The sequence below is a fragment of the Kibdelosporangium persicum genome, from assembly GCF_013280595.1.
Classification (GTDB): Bacteria; Actinomycetota; Actinomycetes; order Mycobacteriales; family Pseudonocardiaceae; genus Kibdelosporangium; species Kibdelosporangium persicum.
Window position 1 is genome coordinate 339,502 of the sequence record NZ_JAAATY010000002.1, and the last position, 17,537, is coordinate 357,038.

The window sequence follows — 17,537 nt, forward strand, 5'->3', positions numbered from 1 at the left end:
GGATGCCCTCGGTTCGGGTGACCTCGGGCAGCGGCTGGCCCGCTATTCACAAGAAAGTACGAGGGGAGGGGAGCCCGCCAGGTGTCCGAGCACCAGATCAACTTCGGTCTCGTATGGGAACAGGTCGTACGGGAACTGTCTGCCGGGATCCTGTCACGCCAGCAACAGGCGTGGATGCGGGTGACACGACCGATCGGTCTGCTCGACGGAACCGCGTTGCTGGCCGCACCGAGTGACTTCGCCAAGGAAGCGATCGAGCGCGCACTGCGGGAACCGATCACCGACGCGCTCTCGCGCAGGCTGGGCCGGACCATCTCCCTCGCTGTGAAAGTCGACACGGTCGGCTCGCCGACCCCGGCCGTCGCGCCCCCCGCCCCGGCGATCGAACCGGTCGGCGTGAGCGCGCCGCTGGCCACCGCCGTCCCGGAGATCGACATGCCGTCGGTCACCGAGACCGACGGCGACGAGGTCGACGAGGAAGGCGAGGCGCTCGCCGCGGCCCGTGAGGTCTGGCCGACGTTCAACGGCAAGCAGCCCGCCGCGGTCGGCCAGCCGTTCACCGCGCCCGCGCAGCCGCAGACGTCCAAGACCCGGCTGAACGAGAAGTACACGTTCGACACGTTCGTGATCGGCGCGTCCAACCGCTTCGCCCACGCCGCCGCGGTCGCCGTCGCCGAAGCGCCGGCGCGCGCGTACAACCCGCTCTTCATCTGGGGAGAGTCAGGGCTGGGCAAGACGCACCTGTTGCACGCGGTCGGGCACTACGCCCAACGGTTGTTCCCCGGCATGCGTGTGCGGTACGTGTCGACCGAGGAGTTCACCAACGACTTCATCAACTCGCTGCGTGACGACCGGAAAGTCGCCTTCCAGCGCAGGTACCGCGACATCGACATCCTGCTGGTCGACGACATCCAGTTCCTGGAGGGCAAGGAAGGGACCCAGGAGGAGTTCTTCCACACCTTCAACACGCTGCACAACGCGAACAAGCAGATCGTGGTGTCCTCCGACCGGCCGCCCAAGCGGCTGGAGACGCTGGAGGACCGGCTGCGGACCCGGTTCGAGTGGGGCCTGATCACCGACATCCAGCCGCCCGAGCTGGAGACCCGGATCGCGATTCTGCGCAAGAAGGCCGCGCAGGACCGGTTGAACGCGCCCGCCGAGGTGCTGGAGTTCATCGCCGCCCGGATCGAGCACAACATCCGTGAACTGGAGGGCGCGCTGATCCGCGTCACCGCGTTCGCGTCGTTGAACCGCCAGCCGGTCGATCTCGGCCTGGCCGAGATCGTGCTGCGCGACCTGATCCCGGACTCCCAGGTCCCGGAGATCAGCGCGTCCACGATCATGGCGGTGACCGCGGAGTTCTTCGGCGTGACGATCGAGGACCTCTGCGGCCCGGGCAAGACGAAGGCGCTGGCGCAGTCCCGTCAGATCTCGATGTACCTGTGCCGTGAGCTGACCGATCTCTCGCTGCCGAAGATCGGCCAGACCTTCGGCGGCCGCGACCACACCACTGTGATGCACGCGGAGAAGAAGATCCGTAAGGAGATGGCCGAGCGCCGCCGGACCTACGACCAGGTCCAGGAGCTCACCTCCCGGATCAAGCAGCGCGCCCGCGGTTAGTCGTCGTCGTCGCAACGGGCAGGCGTTCGCGCCTGCCCGTTTCGCGTACCCACCCCGGCACGAAGGTGATCGGTAGGACACGTATCGCCGCGCGCGGAGTTTTCTGGCACCACCCCTGAGCCCAACCACCCACCCAGAAAACTCTCGCTTGCCCGTCGCGCCCGGTACTCCTCACCCCGGAACACCGCTCCGGAACGCCACCGGCTGACCAACGGCCCTCAGCCCATCCACCTCTGGAGAAAAGTTCCGCGGCGGCCGTCTGCTGATCCTCGCGCTCGCCCGCCGGTCCAGGGGTAACCAGCCGACCCTGCTTACGTCTTCTGCCAGACCCCCTCGGTCCAAGCCACCGATGTCCGGAGAAACCTTCAGCCCGCGCGGACGGGCGCCACATCGTCGGTCCGATCTTTCTGGTGAGCCGCCCGGCCCGGGCCGACCCCTTCCCGAGAAACCTCGGCGGCTACCTCACCTGTTCAGCCGCCACGTCCTCGATCAACCACCGCCGCGAGCCCGTCTGGTCCGGCACCGCACCTTTCTGCGACCACACCGGGCCTCGACCCACCGGCTCGCCAGAAAGATCGGCCGCCCGCCACCCGTCCCTGAAGGCCCGGCGGCGCACTTCACCCCGTCAGCGGCCATTCACAGGGTTGTCCACAGCCCCACACCAGCCAAAACCCGCCTGGACCAGCCCCAACGCCGCGACGATCCACACCATCCACCAAGATCATCACCAGCACTTCAGAAAAAGAACAGCCCCCGCCCATCCCTAGGGGGTGGGGGCTCCCCGGCTTCGAGTGTAGTCGTCGAAATGGGGCTTGAGCAGGGAAAACGTCAGCGGGCCGGTGCGAACGGACCGTTCGTACGAAGTTCACTCCGCTGCGCCACCGGTCGGGTGATCGTCCGCGGCGCCCGCGTGTCGACGGGGCTGTGACCGGCGGAAAGCCGATCATCTGGGGCGGCCGGCGATGCGGACCGGGCGGATCGGATCCGAGACTTTTCTGGGGCTGTGGAGAGTTGTCCACAGCCCCAGAAACATGCCGGAGGGCCGCCGGGCATCACCCAAGGGGGCGATTCGCGTCACTTCTCGGCATGCACAGCCCCTGGGCATGAATCGACCCACATCTGGGGATGAGGCTGTGGACAACTGGCGCTTCATGTGGACGGATGAGGGCCGGTCGAGAGTTGTACACCGCCGATCGGGTCTATCCACCGATCACATCCCGTGGTCTTCCACAGTCCGACGCGGCGCCCGACCAGCGCGGACGCCGGGCATCCACACAACCCACAGCCCCTATCTCTGTCACTGCTTTAGCTCTTTGAAGGAATCAACAGAACAAAAACAGGCGCCGTGGATGGTTGAGGACAACCGGCTCGCGACAAAAGCCGTCGGGCGACGCCCCGGATGACGGGACCGCCCGGCACGCTCTACGGTTGGAGCCTCTGCACCTCGAGGTGAGTCACTCCGGGGATCAACAGGTCGAGTCTGAAAGGACCTCCATGAAGATCCGCGTCGAGCGCGACGGTCTCGCCGACGCCGTCGCCTGGGTCGCGCGCAGCCTCCCGTCCAGGCCACCCGTCCCCGTTCTGGGCGGAGTCCTGTTGGACGCCGGTTCGCCGGACTCCGAAGGCGAAGCACTGACCATCTCCGGTTTCGACTACGAGGTGTCGGCCACGGTCGGTGTCCCGGCGACGATCGCCGACGGCGGCCGCACCCTTGTCTCCGGCCGGTTGCTCGCCGACATCACGAAGGCGTTGCCGAACCAGCCCGTCGAGATCGCCGTCGACGGCGCCCGTGTCTCGATCACGTGTGGCAGTGCGCGCTTCTCCCTGCCGACCATGCCGGTCGAGGACTACCCCCAGTTGCCGCCGATGCCACCGCACGCCGGTGAGCTCACCGGTGAGGTGTTCGGTCAGGCCGTCGCCCAGGTCGCCATCGCGGCCGGCCGCGACGACACGCTGCCGATGCTGACGGGTGTCCGTGTCGAGATCAGCGGTGAGACCTTGACGCTCGTCGCGACCGACCGTTTCCGGTTGGCGATGCGCGAGTTCACGTGGAAGCCGTCCGGTGACGTGGAGGACGCGGCGGTGCTCGTGCCCGCGCGGACGCTCGCCGACGCGGCCAAGTCCCTCGGCACTGCGGGCAAGACGGTCGAGCTGGCGCTGTCGTCGAGTGACGGTCTGCTCGGTCTGTCCGGTACCGGCCGTCGGACGACCACCCGGTTGCTCGACGCGGAATTCCCGCGCTACCGCCAGCTGCTGCCGACCGAGCAGACGTCGAACGCGATCATCGAGGTGTCGCCGCTCGTCGAGGCGATCAAGCGCGTTTCTCTCGTCGCCGAGCGGGGAACCCAGGTCCGGCTCGAGTTCACCGGCGGCGGGCTCAAGCTGTCGGCCGGTGGTGACGACGAAGGCAGCGCCGAGGAGGAGCTGCCCGTGCAGTTCGACGGCGAACCGGTCACCATCGCCTTCAACCCGGGCTACCTGCAGGACGGCCTTGGCGCGTTGCACACCGACCGCGCCGAGTTGTCCTTCACCACGCCGAACCGGCCCGCCTTGATCAAGCCGGTCGATGAGAACGGCGAGGTCGTCGCCGGATACTTGTACCTGCTTATGCCCGTGCGCCTGCCGGGCTGATCACCAAGGGGAGAACACCGTGCAGCTCGGGCTCGTCGGCCTCGGCCGAATGGGTTTCAACATGCGCGAACGTTTGCGCAAGGGTGGCCACGAAGTGGTCGGCTACGACCGCAACCCGGACGTCAGCGACGCCGAGTCGCTCGCCGACCTGGTGGGCAAACTCGACGCGCCGCGTGCGGTCTGGGTCATGGTGCCCGCGGGGGACCCGACGAGGCAGACCGTCGAGGAGCTCGGGTCACTGCTGTCCGAGGGCGATCTGGTGATCGACGGAGGCAACTCGAAGTTCACCGAGGACCAGCGCAACGCGGCCAAGCTCGCTGAGCGCGGCATCCACTACCTGGACGTCGGCGTGTCCGGCGGCGTGTGGGGTCTGGAGAACGGCTACGGCCTGATGGTCGGCGGGGCCGAAGAGGACGTCGAGCGGATGCTGCCGATCTTCGACACGCTGCGGCCGGAGGGCCCGCGCGAGGAAGGCTTCGCGCATGCCGGCCCGATCGGCGCCGGGCACTACGCCAAGATGGTGCACAACGGCATCGAGTACGGGTTGATGCAGGCGTACGCCGAAGGCTTCGAACTGCTCGACACCGCCAAGATCGTCGAGAACGTGCCCGCGGTGATCAAGGCGTGGCAACGCGGAACCGTGGTGCGGTCGTGGTTGCTCGACCTGCTCGTCCGCGCCCTGGACTCCGACCCCGAGTTGGACGACCTGCGCGGATACGTCGAGGACTCCGGTGAAGGCCGGTGGACCGTGGCCGAAGCGATCGACAAGGCGGTGCCCGCACCGGTCATCTCCGCCGCGTTGTTCGCACGATTCGCTTCCCGGCAAACGGATTCGCCCGCGATGCGGGCGGTCGCCTCACTGCGCGCGCAGTTCGGCGGGCACGCCGTGCAGAAGGCCGGCCCGAGTTCGGGATCCGGCAGCACGCAGGCGTAGGTGTACGTCCGGCAGTTGCAGGTGGTCGACTTCCGGTCGTGGAAGCAGGCCGACCTGACCTTCGAACCTGGGCCGTGCGTGCTCGTGGGCGCGAACGGCCAAGGCAAGACCAACCTGGTCGAGGCGATCGGGTACGCCGCGACACTCGGCTCGCACCGGGTGGCGACCGACGCGCCGATGATCCGGCACGGTGCCCAGCGGGCGATCGTGCGCACGGCGGTCGTCAACGAAGGCCGTGAGCTCACGATCGAACTGGAGATCACGTCGGGCAGGGCGAACCGGGCCCGGGTCAACCGCGGTCCGGTGCCCCGGCCTCGGGACGTCCTCGGAATTCTGCGCACCGTGTTGTTCGCGCCGGAGGATCTGGCGTTGGTACGCGGCGATCCCGGTGAGCGCCGTCGTTTCCTCGACGACCTCCTGGTGCTGCGCGCGCCACGGTACGCCGGTGTCCGCTCGGACTACGAAAGAGTGCTGCGGCAGAGAAACGCGTTGCTGAAGTCGTCCGGTGCCGCGCGGCGCGCCGGTTCGAAAGGCGACATCGCGACTCTCGACGTGTGGGACGGGCACCTCGCGACACACGGCGGACAACTTCTCGCCGCACGGCTCGATCTCGTTGCGGATCTCGCGCCGCACGTGATAGCCGCATACGCGGGGGTTGCGGGCAGTGACACGACCCGGTCGGCGGCCGTCGCGTACAAGTCGTCGATCGCCGACAACCTCGAACCGGGGTACGGCGTGCCGGGCGGGGACCGTGCCGATCCGGAGGTCGTCGCGGACGCGCTGCTCGCGGCGATGGCGGCAAGCCGGTCACAGGAGTTGGAGCGCGGGGTCAGCCTGGTCGGACCGCACCGGGACGAGCTCGAACTGATCTTGGGCGAGGCGCCGGCCAAGGGATACGCGAGTCACGGCGAGTCATGGTCGTTCGCGTTGGCGCTGCGGCTCGCGGCGTACGAGCTGCTGCGGGGCGAGGGAGCCGAGCCGGTCCTGGTGCTGGACGATGTCTTCGCCGAACTGGACCAGCGCCGCCGGACGCGACTCGCCGAAGTGGCCGCGGGCGCCGAACAGGTCCTGATCACGGCCGCGGTGGCGGAGGATGTGCCCAGCGAGTTGGCGGGCACACGGTTCGCCGTCGCGGACGGGGAGGTGCGTCGTGCGGGATGACGAGCAGCTACCGGACATCACCCCGAGTGGTGTGACCCGTCGCACAACTGGGGACAACTCTGTGGATAGTGTGGATAACACGGTGACCCCGAGCGGTACGCAGGGCGCTAACCCGGACATTTCGCCCAGTGAAGGCGCTCGATCGGGGGATGCCGCGACCGAAGGTGACGGGAGTCTGCGCGGTTCGGACCTCGCCCGCGCCGCGTTGCGGGCGGCGAAGGAAGCGGCCGGAACCAAGCGCAAGCTCCAAGGCAAGAAGACTCAGGCGCCGCACACCGGCTCCCGGAAGCGTCGGCGCTGGTCAGGAGCGGGTGCCGACAGCCGCGATCCGCAGCGGTTCGGCGCGCTTCTGGGTAAACTCGCAGCTGAGCGAGGGTGGGCCGACCAGCTGGCGAACGGTGAGGTGTTCGGCCGGTGGACGGCGATCGTGGGCGCCGAGATCGCCGAACACGCCAAGCCGCTGTCGTTGCGTGACGGTGAGCTGACCGTGCAGGCGTCTTCAACCGCATGGGCGACACAGTTGCGGTTGCTGCAGCGCCAACTGCTGGTGAAGATCGCCAAGGGCGTGGGCGATGGCGTGGTCAAACGGCTCAAGGTGCACGGTCCGGCGGCACCGAGCTGGCGGTACGGGCCCAGGCACGTGGCCGGGCGCGGGCCGCGTGACACGTACGGCTAACCTCAGCGTCTGAACCTGTCTTTCGGCCGGTGCCACCCGGCGAAGTTCACGGTATGACGTCTGTGAGCAATCTAGAGGTGTCCTAAGGCCGGTTCTGGCGAGCTAGACCAGTAAGATGTAGAGGGGATCAAAAGCAGGCCCGTCCAGGCCTCGGCGAGACGAGGAGAACCCACGCCCGTGGCAGCCAACGAGAACGGTAAGAGTTACGGCGCCGAGTCCATCTCCGTGCTCAAGGGTCTGGAAGCCGTTCGGCTCCGGCCGGGCATGTACATCGGGTCGACCGGTGAGCGAGGCCTGCACCACCTGGTCCAGGAAGTCGTGGACAACTCCGTCGACGAGGCGATGGCGGGGTACGCGACCAAGGTTGAGGTCACCCTGCTCCAGGACGGTGGTGTGCGCGTCGTCGACGACGGCCGTGGCATCCCGGTCGCCCAGCACGAGGAAGAGGGACGGTCCGCGCTCGAGGTCGTTATGACCGTGCTGCATGCGGGCGGCAAGTTCGACAGCGACAGTTATGCGGTGTCCGGCGGTTTGCACGGTGTCGGTATCTCCGTGGTGAACGCGCTGTCGACGCGCCTGGAAGCTGTCGTGCACCGGGACGGCTATGTATGGCGGCAGACCTACGTGGCGTCCGAGCCGACCGCGCCGATCGAGCGGGGCGAGGACAGCGACCACACCGGTACGTCGATCACGTTCTGGCCGGACCCGGAGATCTTCGAGACGGTCACCTTCAACGCCGAGACCATCGCCCGCCGCCTTCAGGAAATGGCATTCCTGAACAAGGGCCTGACGATCGTGCTGCGCGACGAGCGCGTCTCCGACGAGGAGGCGCAGGAGGACGCCGAGGGCCAGGCCGCGCGGATCAAGGAACGGGCCTACCACTACCCGGGCGGTCTCGAGGACTTCGTCAAGCACATCAACCACGCGCGCGAGGCCGTGCACAAGTCGGTCATCGCGTTCGAGGCCAAGGGCACCGGCATCGAGGTCGAGATCGCGATGCAGTGGAACACCGGCTACACCGAGTCGGTCTACACCTTCGCGAACACGATCAACACGCCCGAGGGCGGTACCCACGAAGAGGGCTTCCGCGCCGCGCTGACCCGGGTGGTCAACGTGTACGCCCGGGACAAGAAGCTGCTCAAGGAGAAGGACGCGAACCTCACCGGCGAGGACGTCCGCGAAGGCCTGGCCGCGATCGTGTCGGTCCGGCTGGCCGAGCCGCAGTTCGAGGGCCAGACCAAGCAGAAGCTGGGCAACACCGAGGCGAAGACCTTCGTGCAGCAGACCAGCAACGAACACCTGATGCACTGGTTCGAGGCCAACCCGGCCGAGGCCAAGACGATCGTCACCAAGGCGGTGTCCTCGGCGCAGGCCCGGATCGCGGCCCGCAAGGCCAAGGAACTCGTCCGCCGCAAGGGTGCGCTGGACATCGGCGGCCTGCCCGGCAAGCTGAAGGACTGCCGCTCCACCAACCCGGAGGAGTGCGAGCTCTACATCGTGGAGGGTGACTCCGCGGGTGGCTCGGCCAAGGAAGGCCGTGACTCGCGCTTCCAGGCGATCCTGCCGATCCGAGGCAAGATCATCAACGTGGAGAAGGCCCGGATCGACCGGGTGCTGAAGAACACCGAGGTCCAGAGCCTGATCACCGCGCTGGGCACCGGCATCCACGACGAGTTCGACCTGTCGAAGCTGCGGTACCACAAGATCGTGCTGATGGCCGACGCCGATGTGGACGGTCAGCACATCCGGACCCTGCTGCTGACCCTGCTGTTCCGGTTCATGCGGCCGCTGATCGAGGCCGGCCACGTGTACCTGGCCTCGCCGCCGCTGTACAAGATCAAGTGGCAGCGCGGTGTCGACCCCGAGTTCGCCTACTCCGACCGCGAGCGCGACGGGCTGATCGAGCAGGGCCTCGCGGCAGGCAAGAAGCTCGGCAAGGACGACAGCATCCAGCGGTACAAGGGTCTCGGCGAGATGAACGCCGACGAGTTGTGGGAGACCACAATGGACCCGGCGAACCGGGTGCTGCTCCAGGTCACCCTGGACGACGCGGCGACCGCGGACGAGCTGTTCAGCGTGCTGATGGGCGAGGACGTGGAAGCACGCCGGTCGTTCATCACCCGCAACGCCAAGGGAGTCCGCTTCCTTGACGTCTGACGCGGCCACGTCCTTGGAACAATGCCCGGTCTGCGACGGAACCGGGCAGAACCCGAAGGACAGCAGATACATCTGCCCGAGCTGCGGTGGTTCAGGAAAAGGGCGCTGACGTCCGACCCGCTTGAAAGGAACAACTAGTCGTGACCGAGACGACCCTGCCACCGGAGCGGGACCGCATCGAGCCGGTCGACATCCAGCAGGAGATGCAGAACTCCTACGTCGACTACGCGATGAGCGTCATCGTCGGTCGAGCGCTGCCTGATGTCCGTGACGGCCTCAAGCCGGTGCACGTCCGCGTCCTGTACTCGATGTACGACTCGGGCTTCCGCCCGGACCGCGGGTACGTGAAGTGCTCTCGCGTCGTCGGCGACGTGATGGGTAACTACCACCCGCACGGCGACTCGGCCATCTACGACACCCTCGTCCGGCTCGCCCAGAGCTGGTCGATGCGCTACCCGCTCATCGACGGCCAGGGCAATTTCGGCTCTCCGGGCAACGATCCGGCAGCCGCGATGAGATATTGTCTCTCTGCCAATAGCAGGATTCGACTGGCCGACGGCGCGACTATCCGGATCGGCGACATCGTTCCGGACGCCAAACCGAACTCGGACAACCCGATCGATCTGAAGGTCCTGGACCGGAACGGCGATCCGGTCCGCGCCGAGATGCTGTTCCACTCCGGCGACCACCCGACGCTGAAGCTCACCACCCGCGAGGGCTACGAGCTGACAGGTACCCACAACCACCCGGTGCTCTGCCTGGTGAACCTGCTCGGCGTGCCGACGCTGCTGTGGAAGCTGCTCGAGGAGATCCAGCCGGGCGACCGAGTGGTCATGCAGCGCACGCCCCAGGCCGAGGAGTACGTGCCGGTCAAGGACTACGACGCGGCCATTGTCGCTGGGGCCTTCGTCAGCGAGGGCTTTGTCTCCGAGAAGCGTGCCGGGTTCAACAACATCGACACCGAGTACTTCGCCACGGTGCTGGCGGCTTATGACGCCGCCGTCGGCGGTCCCCGGTACGTGTCCTCGCGAACGATCAAGTCCGGCTCAGTGCTGCACGAGATCGATGTCCACGACCTGACCGCGCTCCGCGGCAGTGCGCTCGGCGAGATGGTCGGCCAGCGCAGCGCCGACAAGCGTGTCCCGGAGTTCGTGTGGAACGGCGGGGTCACCGTCAAGCGTGCTTTCCTCAGCTCGCTGTTCACCGGGGACGGCTCCGCTTCCGCGTTGCCGCGGAGCACCGTCCAGGTCTCCTACTCGACTCGCAGCTCCCGCCTCGCCGCAGAGGTGCAGCAGTTGCTGCTGCAGTTCGGCGTGGTGAGCCAGCAGGTCCGGTACGAGAAGGGCGAGTACAAGGTCGTCATCACGAACCGGCGGAACGCTCGTCTGTTCGCGCTGCACGTCGGCTTCCTCGGCGCCAAGCAGGAGAAGCTGATCAAGATCCTCGACGCGGTACCGCTGGCGAGCCGTGCCATGTCGAGCGACCACGTGCCGTTCGTCGGCGACTACATCCGTGAGCACGGTGCCAGCCGGTGGACCGAACGGGACTGGCTGCGCCGGCACAACGTCGACCGGATCGAGCGGTGGGAGACCACGCGCGACGAGATCACCGAACGGATCACGAACACGGAAGTTCTCGACGTCGTCGAGCCCTTGGTGGACGGGCGGTTCTACTACGCCGAGGTCAAGTCCATCGTGGACGCCGGGGTCCAGCCGGTGTACAGCCTGCGGGTCGACACCGATGACCACGCGTTCATCACGGATGGCTTCGTCAGCCACAACACCGAGGCGCGGTTGACGCCGTTGGCCATGCACATGCTGGCCGACATCGAGGAAGACACCGTCGACTTCCGAGCGAACTACGACGGCCGGACGCAGGAACCCGTCGTCCTGCCCTCCCGGGTGCCGAACCTGTTGATCAACGGCAGTTCCGGCATCGCCGTCGGCATGGCGACCAACATCCCGCCGCACAACCTCCGCGAGGTCGCGGACGGAGTCGTGTGGGCGCTGGAGAACTGGGAAGCCTCGGACGAGGAAACCCTGGCCGCCTTGATGACCCGTATCAAGGGACCGGACTTCCCCACGCACGGCCTGATTCTCGGCACCGCCGGCATCGAGGACGCGTACCGCACCGGCCGAGGGTCGGTCCGGATGCGTGCCGTCGTCGAGGTCGAAGAGGACGCCAAGGGCCGCACGATCCTCGTCGTCACCGAACTGCCGTACCAGGTCAACCCGGACAACCTGATCGAGAACATGGCCTCGTTGGTCCGTGACGGCAAGATCGCCGGGATCTCCGAGATCGCCGACGAGTCCAACAAGCGTTCCGGGATGCGGATCGTGATCACGCTCAAGCGGGACGCGGTCGCCAAGGTCGTGCTGAACAACCTGTACAAGCACACCCAGCTGCAGCACAACTTCGGCGTGAACATGCTGGCGCTGGTCGACGGCGTGCCGCGCACGCTGCGCCTGGACCAGATCGTCCGGCACTACGTCAAGCACCAGGTCGAGGTCATCGTCCGGCGTACCCGCTTCCGCCTGCGCAAGGCCGAGGAGCGGGCGCACATCCTGCGCGGTTACGTCAAGGCGCTGGACATGCTGGACGAGGTGATCGCCCTGATCCGGCGGTCGCGGTCGACCGAGGAGGCCCGCAACGGCCTGATCGCGTTGCTGGACATCGACGAGATCCAGGCGACCGCCATCCTGGACCTGCAGCTGCGCAGGCTGTCCGCGATGGAACGCCAGAAGATCATCGACGAGCTGGCCGAGATCGAGCGCTACATCGCCGACCTGCAGGACATCCTGGACAAGCCGGAGCGCCAGCGCACGATCGTGCGCGACGAGCTGATGGAGATCGTCGACAAGCACGGCGACGACCGGCGCACGAGGATCATCCCGTTCGACGGTGACGTCTCGGTCGAGGACCTGATCGCGGTCGAGGACGTGGTCGTCACCATCACCCGGACCGGCTACGCGAAGCGCACCAAGACGGACCTGTACCGCGCGCAGAAGCGGGGCGGCAAGGGTGTGCAGGGCGCGGGCCTGAAGCAGGACGACATTGTGGCGCACTTCTTCGTGTGCTCCACGCACGACTGGATCCTGTTCTTCACCAACAAGGGCCGGGTCTACCGGGCGAAGGCGTACGAGCTGCCCGAGGCCAGCCGCAACGCCCGCGGCCAGCACGTGGCGAACCTCCTGGCGTTCCAGCCGGAGGAGCACATCGCCCAGGTCATCCAGATCAAGGACTACCAGGTCGCCCCGTACCTGGTGCTCGCCACCAAGGACGGCCTGGTCAAGAAGAGCCGGTTGTCCGACTTCGACTCCAACCGCAGCGGTGGCCTGATCGGCATCAACCTGCGGGAGGGCGACGAGCTGGTCGGCGCGGTGCTCTGCTCGGCCGAGGACGACTTGTTGCTCGTGTCCGCGGGCGGTCAGTCGATCAGGTTCCACGCCAGCGACGAGGCGTTGCGGCCGATGGGCCGGGCGACGTCCGGTGTGCTCGGGATGCGGTTCAACTCCGGCGACGAACTGCTTACCCTCGGTGTTGTGAGGGAAGGCACATTCGTGCTGGTCGCCACGGACGGCGGGTATGCCAAGCGCACGCCGATCGAGGACTACTCGGTGCAGGGTCGTGGCGGCAAGGGTGTGTTGACCATTCAGCACGACACCAGGCGTGGCAGGCTGGTGGGAGCTCTCATCGTCGAGGCACAGGATGAGATCTACGCCATCACGTCGGCCGGCGGTGTCATCCGTACCTCGGCCGGCCAGGTCCGCAAGGCGGGACGGCAGACCAAGGGCGTTCGGCTGATGAACATCGGCGAGGGCACGTTGCTGGTGGCGATCGCCCGCAGCGCCGAGGACACTTCCAACGTCGAGGCCGTCGTCGATGAGGATGAAGGCGCCGAAACGGCCGAGGAGACAACCACAGACCCATCCGGCGCGTCATCGGAACAGCCCGCAGAATAGATCTAGCTCGCGGGACACCGCCGACGAGGAGACGAGGATCAGCTCGTGACACCCCCCGAGACCCAGGACGGTCGAGGAACGGACAAGACGCAGGAGGCGGACGTCGACCAGACGTCCACCGTGTCCACGGCGAACCGTTCTGAGCCGGCCACACCGCCGGAGTCGCAGTCCAACGGGCAGGGTGAGAAGACCGAGGCCACCATCAAGCCGGTGGTGGCCGAGGAGGACGCGAACGGCGCGCCGCCGCCATGGCAGCGCGTCACCAGTGACGCCCAGTACGCGGACCCGGAACCCGCGCCTGCGGCCGAGCCGGAGCCCGCCGCGGCACCGGAGGCCTCGGCGGCGGCACCGTCCGAGGACGCCACCCGCCCCAGGCTGGCCGACGAGCAGACCGTGAACATGGCCCGTCCGGTGCTCACGGGCACGGCCGCGCCCCGGGCACTTGGCGAGTATCCGCCGGTCGGCCTGCATCAGACCGGCCCGCAGCCGCCCCTCGGCGCACCGGCCAGGACAACTGTGAATCTCGGCACAGGGAGCGGCTCCGTGCCGGGCGGCATGGCGGGTGCGGCCCAACGTGCGGGTACGGCTCCGCCGAGCGCCCTGCGTCGTCCAGGCCGGGGCCCACGGCGAGCGAACCTGCAGATCAAGCGCTTCGATCCCTGGTCGGTGCTCAAGCTGTCGCTGGTCCTGGGCGTGGCGCTGTTCTTCGTCTGGCTGGTGGCGGTGGGCGTGCTCTACGCCGTTCTGGACGGCATGGGCGTCTGGGACAAGGTCAACGGCACGGCCAACGAGCTGTTCTCCGCCAACGCCAACGCCGCGGCGGAACCGTTGATCAGCGCGGGCCGGGTGTTCGGCGTCGCGGCCATCATCGGCGCGGTGAACATCGTCCTGTTCAGCGCGTTGGCCACGGTCGCCGCCTTCGTCTACAACGTGTCCGCCGACCTCGCGGGGGGTCTGGAGGTCACTCTGGCGGAGCGCGAGTGACAAAAGGGGATACCGGTTTTGGGACCCGGGAAGGCATGCGGTAATCTTCTCGACGTTCCCAAGGGCCCATAGCTCAGGCGGTTAGAGCGCTTCGCTGATAACGAAGAGGTCGGAGGTTCAAGTCCTCCTGGGCCCACGATCGATTGGGTGACGTGTGTCGGCCTGTCGGCCGACCTTCATCGATCGTCATAATTTTGGGGGGCCCAGCCCCCCATGCCCCCCAGGAAAAGCAGGCGCTCCGCGCCCCCGCTCACAGCGTGGGGCGCGTAGTGTGGGGGAATCTGGGGAAAGCAGAGCATGTGCCTGAAGGAGGCCTGAAGTGAAGAAGCTTCTCGGACTGGTGGCTGTTGCCGGTGCCATCTTCCTGGTGGTTCGCCGTAGCCGTTCCGCGAAGGCCGAGGCCGACCTGTGGCGCGAGGCCACCGCCCCCGCGGGCAACAACGGCGCCGCCAAGTAAGACCGACCAACGCCGGTGGCCACCCCAGGCCACCGGCGACGGTTCCCCACCCGGGGACGTAGCTCAATTGGCAGAGCACTGCCTTTGCAAGGCAGGGGTTAGGGGTTCGATTCCCCTCGTCTCCACGGCCTCAGGCTTGCCCTGCTCGTTGCTCGCAACTTCGCCGGGTCGGCCGTCCAATTTTGGGGGGCCGAGCCCCCCAAGCCCCCCACGGTGCGTGCTCCGCACCTTCCAGCGCTGGGGCTTTGCGCGTTGACCAGCGTACCTTCACAGACTTCTGCCCGGGCTTCGCCCGGGCTTTGCTTTTTCTGAGCTTGGCTTCGGGATCTGATGGGGGATGATCACGTCCTCGCTTGGCACGTAGAGTGCGGGTGTGCGGGAGCGTGGCGGGTTCTGGGTGGGGCTTTTCGCTTCGGTGTTCTATCCGTTCACCTGGGCGTTGACGCGCCGGACTGTGCGTGGGATGCAGCACATGCCCGTGCGGGGTGGTGCGCTGTTGGTGCTGAACCACCCGTCGTACATCGATCCGATCGTCGACGCGGTCTTCGTGCACGAACACGGGCGGGTGCCGAGGTTCTTCACGAAGCACACCCTGTGGAACATCCCGTTGCTCAACCGGGTGCTGGACGGCGCCGGGCAGATTCCGGTGTTCCGGGGGACGGCCCAAGCCGGTGACAGCCTGCGCGGCGCGCACGATGCGCTGAAGGCAGGCAAGGTCGTGGTGATCTACCCGGAAGGCACGCTGACGAAGGACTCTGACGGGTGGCCGGTCGACAACCGGACCGGGGTGGCCAGGCTGGCGCTGGCCAATGATGTTCCGGTGATCCCGGCCGCGCGGTGGGGAACGCGGGAGATCTTCGACAGCAGGCGCAGGCGGTTCCGGCCGTTTCCGCGTAAACCGGTGAACATGGTCGTCGGCGAGCCGCTGGACCTGAGTGCGTACCGCGGCCGGGAAGTCGACGGCGAGCTGCTGCGTGAAGTCACCGAGGTCATCATGGACCGCGTGCGGGAGCTGTTGAAGGAACTGCGCGCGTGAACGTCGTGCGGGTGTCGAAGTTCCTGTCCCGGCACCTGCGGCATCGGCCGGCGGACATCGGGCTCACGTTGGACGAGGGCGGCTGGGTCGACGTCGACGAGCTCCTGGCGGCGTGCGCGCGGCATGGTGTCGTGATCACGCGGGATGAGTTGGAGCTCGTCGTGGCGAGCAATGACAAGCAACGTTTCGCCATCCAGGGCACCAAGATTCGGGCGAGTCAGGGTCACTCGGTCGCGGTCGACCTCGGGCTGGTGGCGACTTCACCGCCCGAGTTGCTGTATCACGGCACGGTGGCGGCGAACTTGGCGAACATCCGGGCTGAAGGGCTCAAACCCATGGCACGCCGGGATGTTCATCTCTCATCCGATGTGGACACCGCTGAACGGGTCGGCGCCAGAAGGGGAAAGCCGGTCGTGCTCACCGTGCGGGCGGCGGCTATGCACGAGGAAGGTTATGAGTTCCGGCTTTCCGAGAACGGCGTGTGGCTCGTGGCCGAGGTTCCGCCGCGATTCCTGCTGTGACAGCGGTTTCCACGTCCAGCCAGGTCAGGGTCGGCACGACCCAGTCCGGCGGATCAGCTTTCTGCGGGCCGAACAGGTAGAGGTGCTCGACGGTGTCCCGCAGGTGCCGCAGGACGTCCTGACGGTCGTCGATGAAATGTGTGATGCCAAGCCGCTTGCAGTGCACGGCTTTCTCCGGTCGTTTGCGGCAGAACCGCGTGTTGGCACGAGAAACACCGGTCGCTGACCAGAAACCATTGTGGTCCAACCACTCCATTGTGCGCTGCTGGATTCGTTCGCCCGCCTTGGACACGATCCAGACCTTCCCGTCGAACGCTTCGGTCAACCTGGCCAGGGTTTCGAACGCGCCGGGCATGGCGGGGGTTCGCATGGCCTCGTCGAAGCCACCGGTGAGGAACACCGTGTCGTCACCGCCCGGGTGTGAGGCGCCGTCGTTGATCACTCGGCCGAAGTCCACGCCGAGTCGTAACTCCTTTCGCATGCGCCCAGCGTGCAGCACCACAAACTCAATCTGAACTAGCTAAACTCGCGTAGCTATAGTTTCAGATTATGTTTCCGGCAGAGTCGCTCCCGGCGTTCCTCGTGTTCGCGGAGCGCCTCAACTTCACCGCGGCCGCGCGGGAGCTGCATATCTCGCAACCCGCGCTGCACGTCAAGGTGCGGAAGCTGGCCGAGGCGGTCGGCCGTCCGTTGTACGTGCGCCACGGTAAACGGCTTGTGCTGACCGCCGAAGGCGAGGCGTTGGCGCGGTTCGCGCGGGAACGGGCGGACCAGCTCGACCAGTTCCTCGCCGAGTTGGGCGGTGAGCAGCGCAGAGTCGCGCTCGCGGCTGGCCAGGGCGCGTACCTCTATCTCCTCGGCGACGTGATCGCGCGCGAGTCCGAACGACTGCGGCTTTTCACCGCGTCACGAGCGCAGACGTTGACGTTGGTGCGTGACGGACGTGCACAGCTCGGCGTCTCGGTGCTCGACGAACTGCCTGACGACTTGGACACCGTCAAACTCGCGACGTACGACCAAGTGCTGGTCGTACCGCATGACCACCCCCTGGCGAGCCGCGACCAGATCCGTCTGCCGGACCTCACGGGGATGCGCATGGTGCTGCCGCATCCCGCGCAGCCGTTGCGGGTGTCGCTCGAACGTCTGCGGTCGGTCGCCGACTTCGAATGGGAGGTCGCCGTCGAAGCGGGTGGGTGGCCGCTGATGCTGCACTTCGTCGAACTCGGTGTCGGCGCCGCGGTCGTCAACGGATGTGTGCGCACCGACCTGGCGAAGGTGCCGATCGTGGACCTCCCGCCAGTGCCGTACTACGCGATCCACCGGCCGGGTGCGCGGGCCGACCGGCGAGTGGCGCAGTTGCTGGACCAGATCTGTCACTCGCTTGGTTCAACGTGAAAC

At 67.1% G+C, this 17,537-nt stretch carries 13 protein-coding genes and 2 tRNA genes; 14 read left to right on the top strand and 1 reads right to left on the bottom strand.

The window, feature by feature from the left end:
- Window positions 1-81 precede the first annotated feature (81 nt).
- From dnaA to GC106_RS06195, 13 genes are all read left to right on the top strand, one after another.
- Complete coding sequence (dnaA, locus tag GC106_RS06135) at window positions 82-1,620, top strand: chromosomal replication initiator protein DnaA (protein WP_173125297.1); 1,539 nt, start codon at window positions 82-84, stop codon at window positions 1,618-1,620.
- A gap of 1,494 nt (window positions 1,621-3,114) precedes the next feature.
- Window positions 3,115-4,251, top strand: coding sequence for a DNA polymerase III subunit beta (gene dnaN / locus GC106_RS06140; protein WP_173125299.1), 1,137 nt, complete (start codon window positions 3,115-3,117; stop codon window positions 4,249-4,251).
- 19 nt (window positions 4,252-4,270) lie between these two features.
- Window positions 4,271-5,185 (top strand): phosphogluconate dehydrogenase (NAD(+)-dependent, decarboxylating), encoded by a 915-nt coding sequence (gene gnd / locus GC106_RS06145; RefSeq protein ID WP_312872466.1) that lies wholly within the window; start codon window positions 4,271-4,273, stop codon window positions 5,183-5,185.
- A complete protein-coding gene (recF, locus tag GC106_RS06150) occupies window positions 5,186-6,346 on the top strand; it encodes a DNA replication/repair protein RecF (protein WP_173125303.1) in 1,161 nt (386 codons plus the stop codon).
- An 82-nt stretch (window positions 6,347-6,428) separates the two neighbouring features.
- Window positions 6,429-7,022 carry a DciA family protein gene (locus GC106_RS06155; protein ID WP_376777705.1) on the top strand — a complete coding sequence of 198 codons (594 nt, stop codon included), beginning with the start codon at window positions 6,429-6,431 and terminating at the stop codon, window positions 7,020-7,022.
- Window positions 7,023-7,199: 177 nt separating this feature from the next.
- The gene (gene gyrB, locus GC106_RS06160; RefSeq protein WP_173125307.1) at window positions 7,200-9,179 is read left to right on the top strand and encodes a DNA topoisomerase (ATP-hydrolyzing) subunit B; all 1,980 of its coding nucleotides are present in this window, start codon (window positions 7,200-7,202) and stop codon (window positions 9,177-9,179) included.
- A gap of 140 nt (window positions 9,180-9,319) precedes the next feature.
- Window positions 9,320-13,141, top strand: a complete 3,822-nt coding sequence (gyrA, locus tag GC106_RS06165) for an intein-containing DNA gyrase subunit A (protein WP_173125309.1) — start codon at window positions 9,320-9,322, stop codon at window positions 13,139-13,141.
- Between the two features lie 399 nt (window positions 13,142-13,540).
- Window positions 13,541-14,125, top strand: a complete 585-nt coding sequence (locus GC106_RS06170; protein ID WP_173125590.1) for a DUF3566 domain-containing protein — start codon at window positions 13,541-13,543, stop codon at window positions 14,123-14,125.
- Between the two features lie 62 nt (window positions 14,126-14,187).
- Window positions 14,188-14,261 (top strand) — tRNA-Ile (locus GC106_RS06175).
- A 183-nt stretch (window positions 14,262-14,444) separates the two neighbouring features.
- Window positions 14,445-14,582: a DLW-39 family protein gene (locus tag GC106_RS06180; protein WP_168211497.1), complete on the top strand. Its 138-nt coding sequence runs from the start codon at window positions 14,445-14,447 to the stop codon at window positions 14,580-14,582.
- 52 nt (window positions 14,583-14,634) lie between these two features.
- A tRNA-Ala gene (locus tag GC106_RS06185) sits at window positions 14,635-14,707 on the top strand.
- Window positions 14,708-14,955: 248 nt separating this feature from the next.
- Window positions 14,956-15,618 carry a lysophospholipid acyltransferase family protein gene (locus tag GC106_RS06190; RefSeq protein ID WP_312872467.1) on the top strand — a complete coding sequence of 221 codons (663 nt, stop codon included), beginning with the start codon at window positions 14,956-14,958 and terminating at the stop codon, window positions 15,616-15,618.
- Complete coding sequence (locus tag GC106_RS06195) at window positions 15,615-16,139, top strand: RNA 2'-phosphotransferase (RefSeq protein WP_312872468.1); 525 nt, start codon at window positions 15,615-15,617, stop codon at window positions 16,137-16,139. Before GC106_RS06190 ends, GC106_RS06195 begins: the two co-directional genes overlap by 4 nt.
- Here GC106_RS06195 and GC106_RS06200 read toward each other — a convergent pair.
- Entirely contained in the window at window positions 16,054-16,620 is a 567-nt protein-coding gene (locus GC106_RS06200; protein WP_173125311.1) for a hypothetical protein, read from the bottom strand. The two genes, GC106_RS06195 and GC106_RS06200, sit on opposite strands and share 86 nt — an antisense overlap.
- Before the next feature lie 68 nt (window positions 16,621-16,688).
- Here GC106_RS06200 and GC106_RS06205 point away from each other — a divergent pair, with 68 nt between their 5' ends.
- Window positions 16,689-17,534: a LysR family transcriptional regulator gene (locus GC106_RS06205; RefSeq protein ID WP_173125313.1), complete on the top strand. Its 846-nt coding sequence runs from the start codon at window positions 16,689-16,691 to the stop codon at window positions 17,532-17,534.
- Window positions 17,535-17,537: the final 3 nt, after the last annotated feature.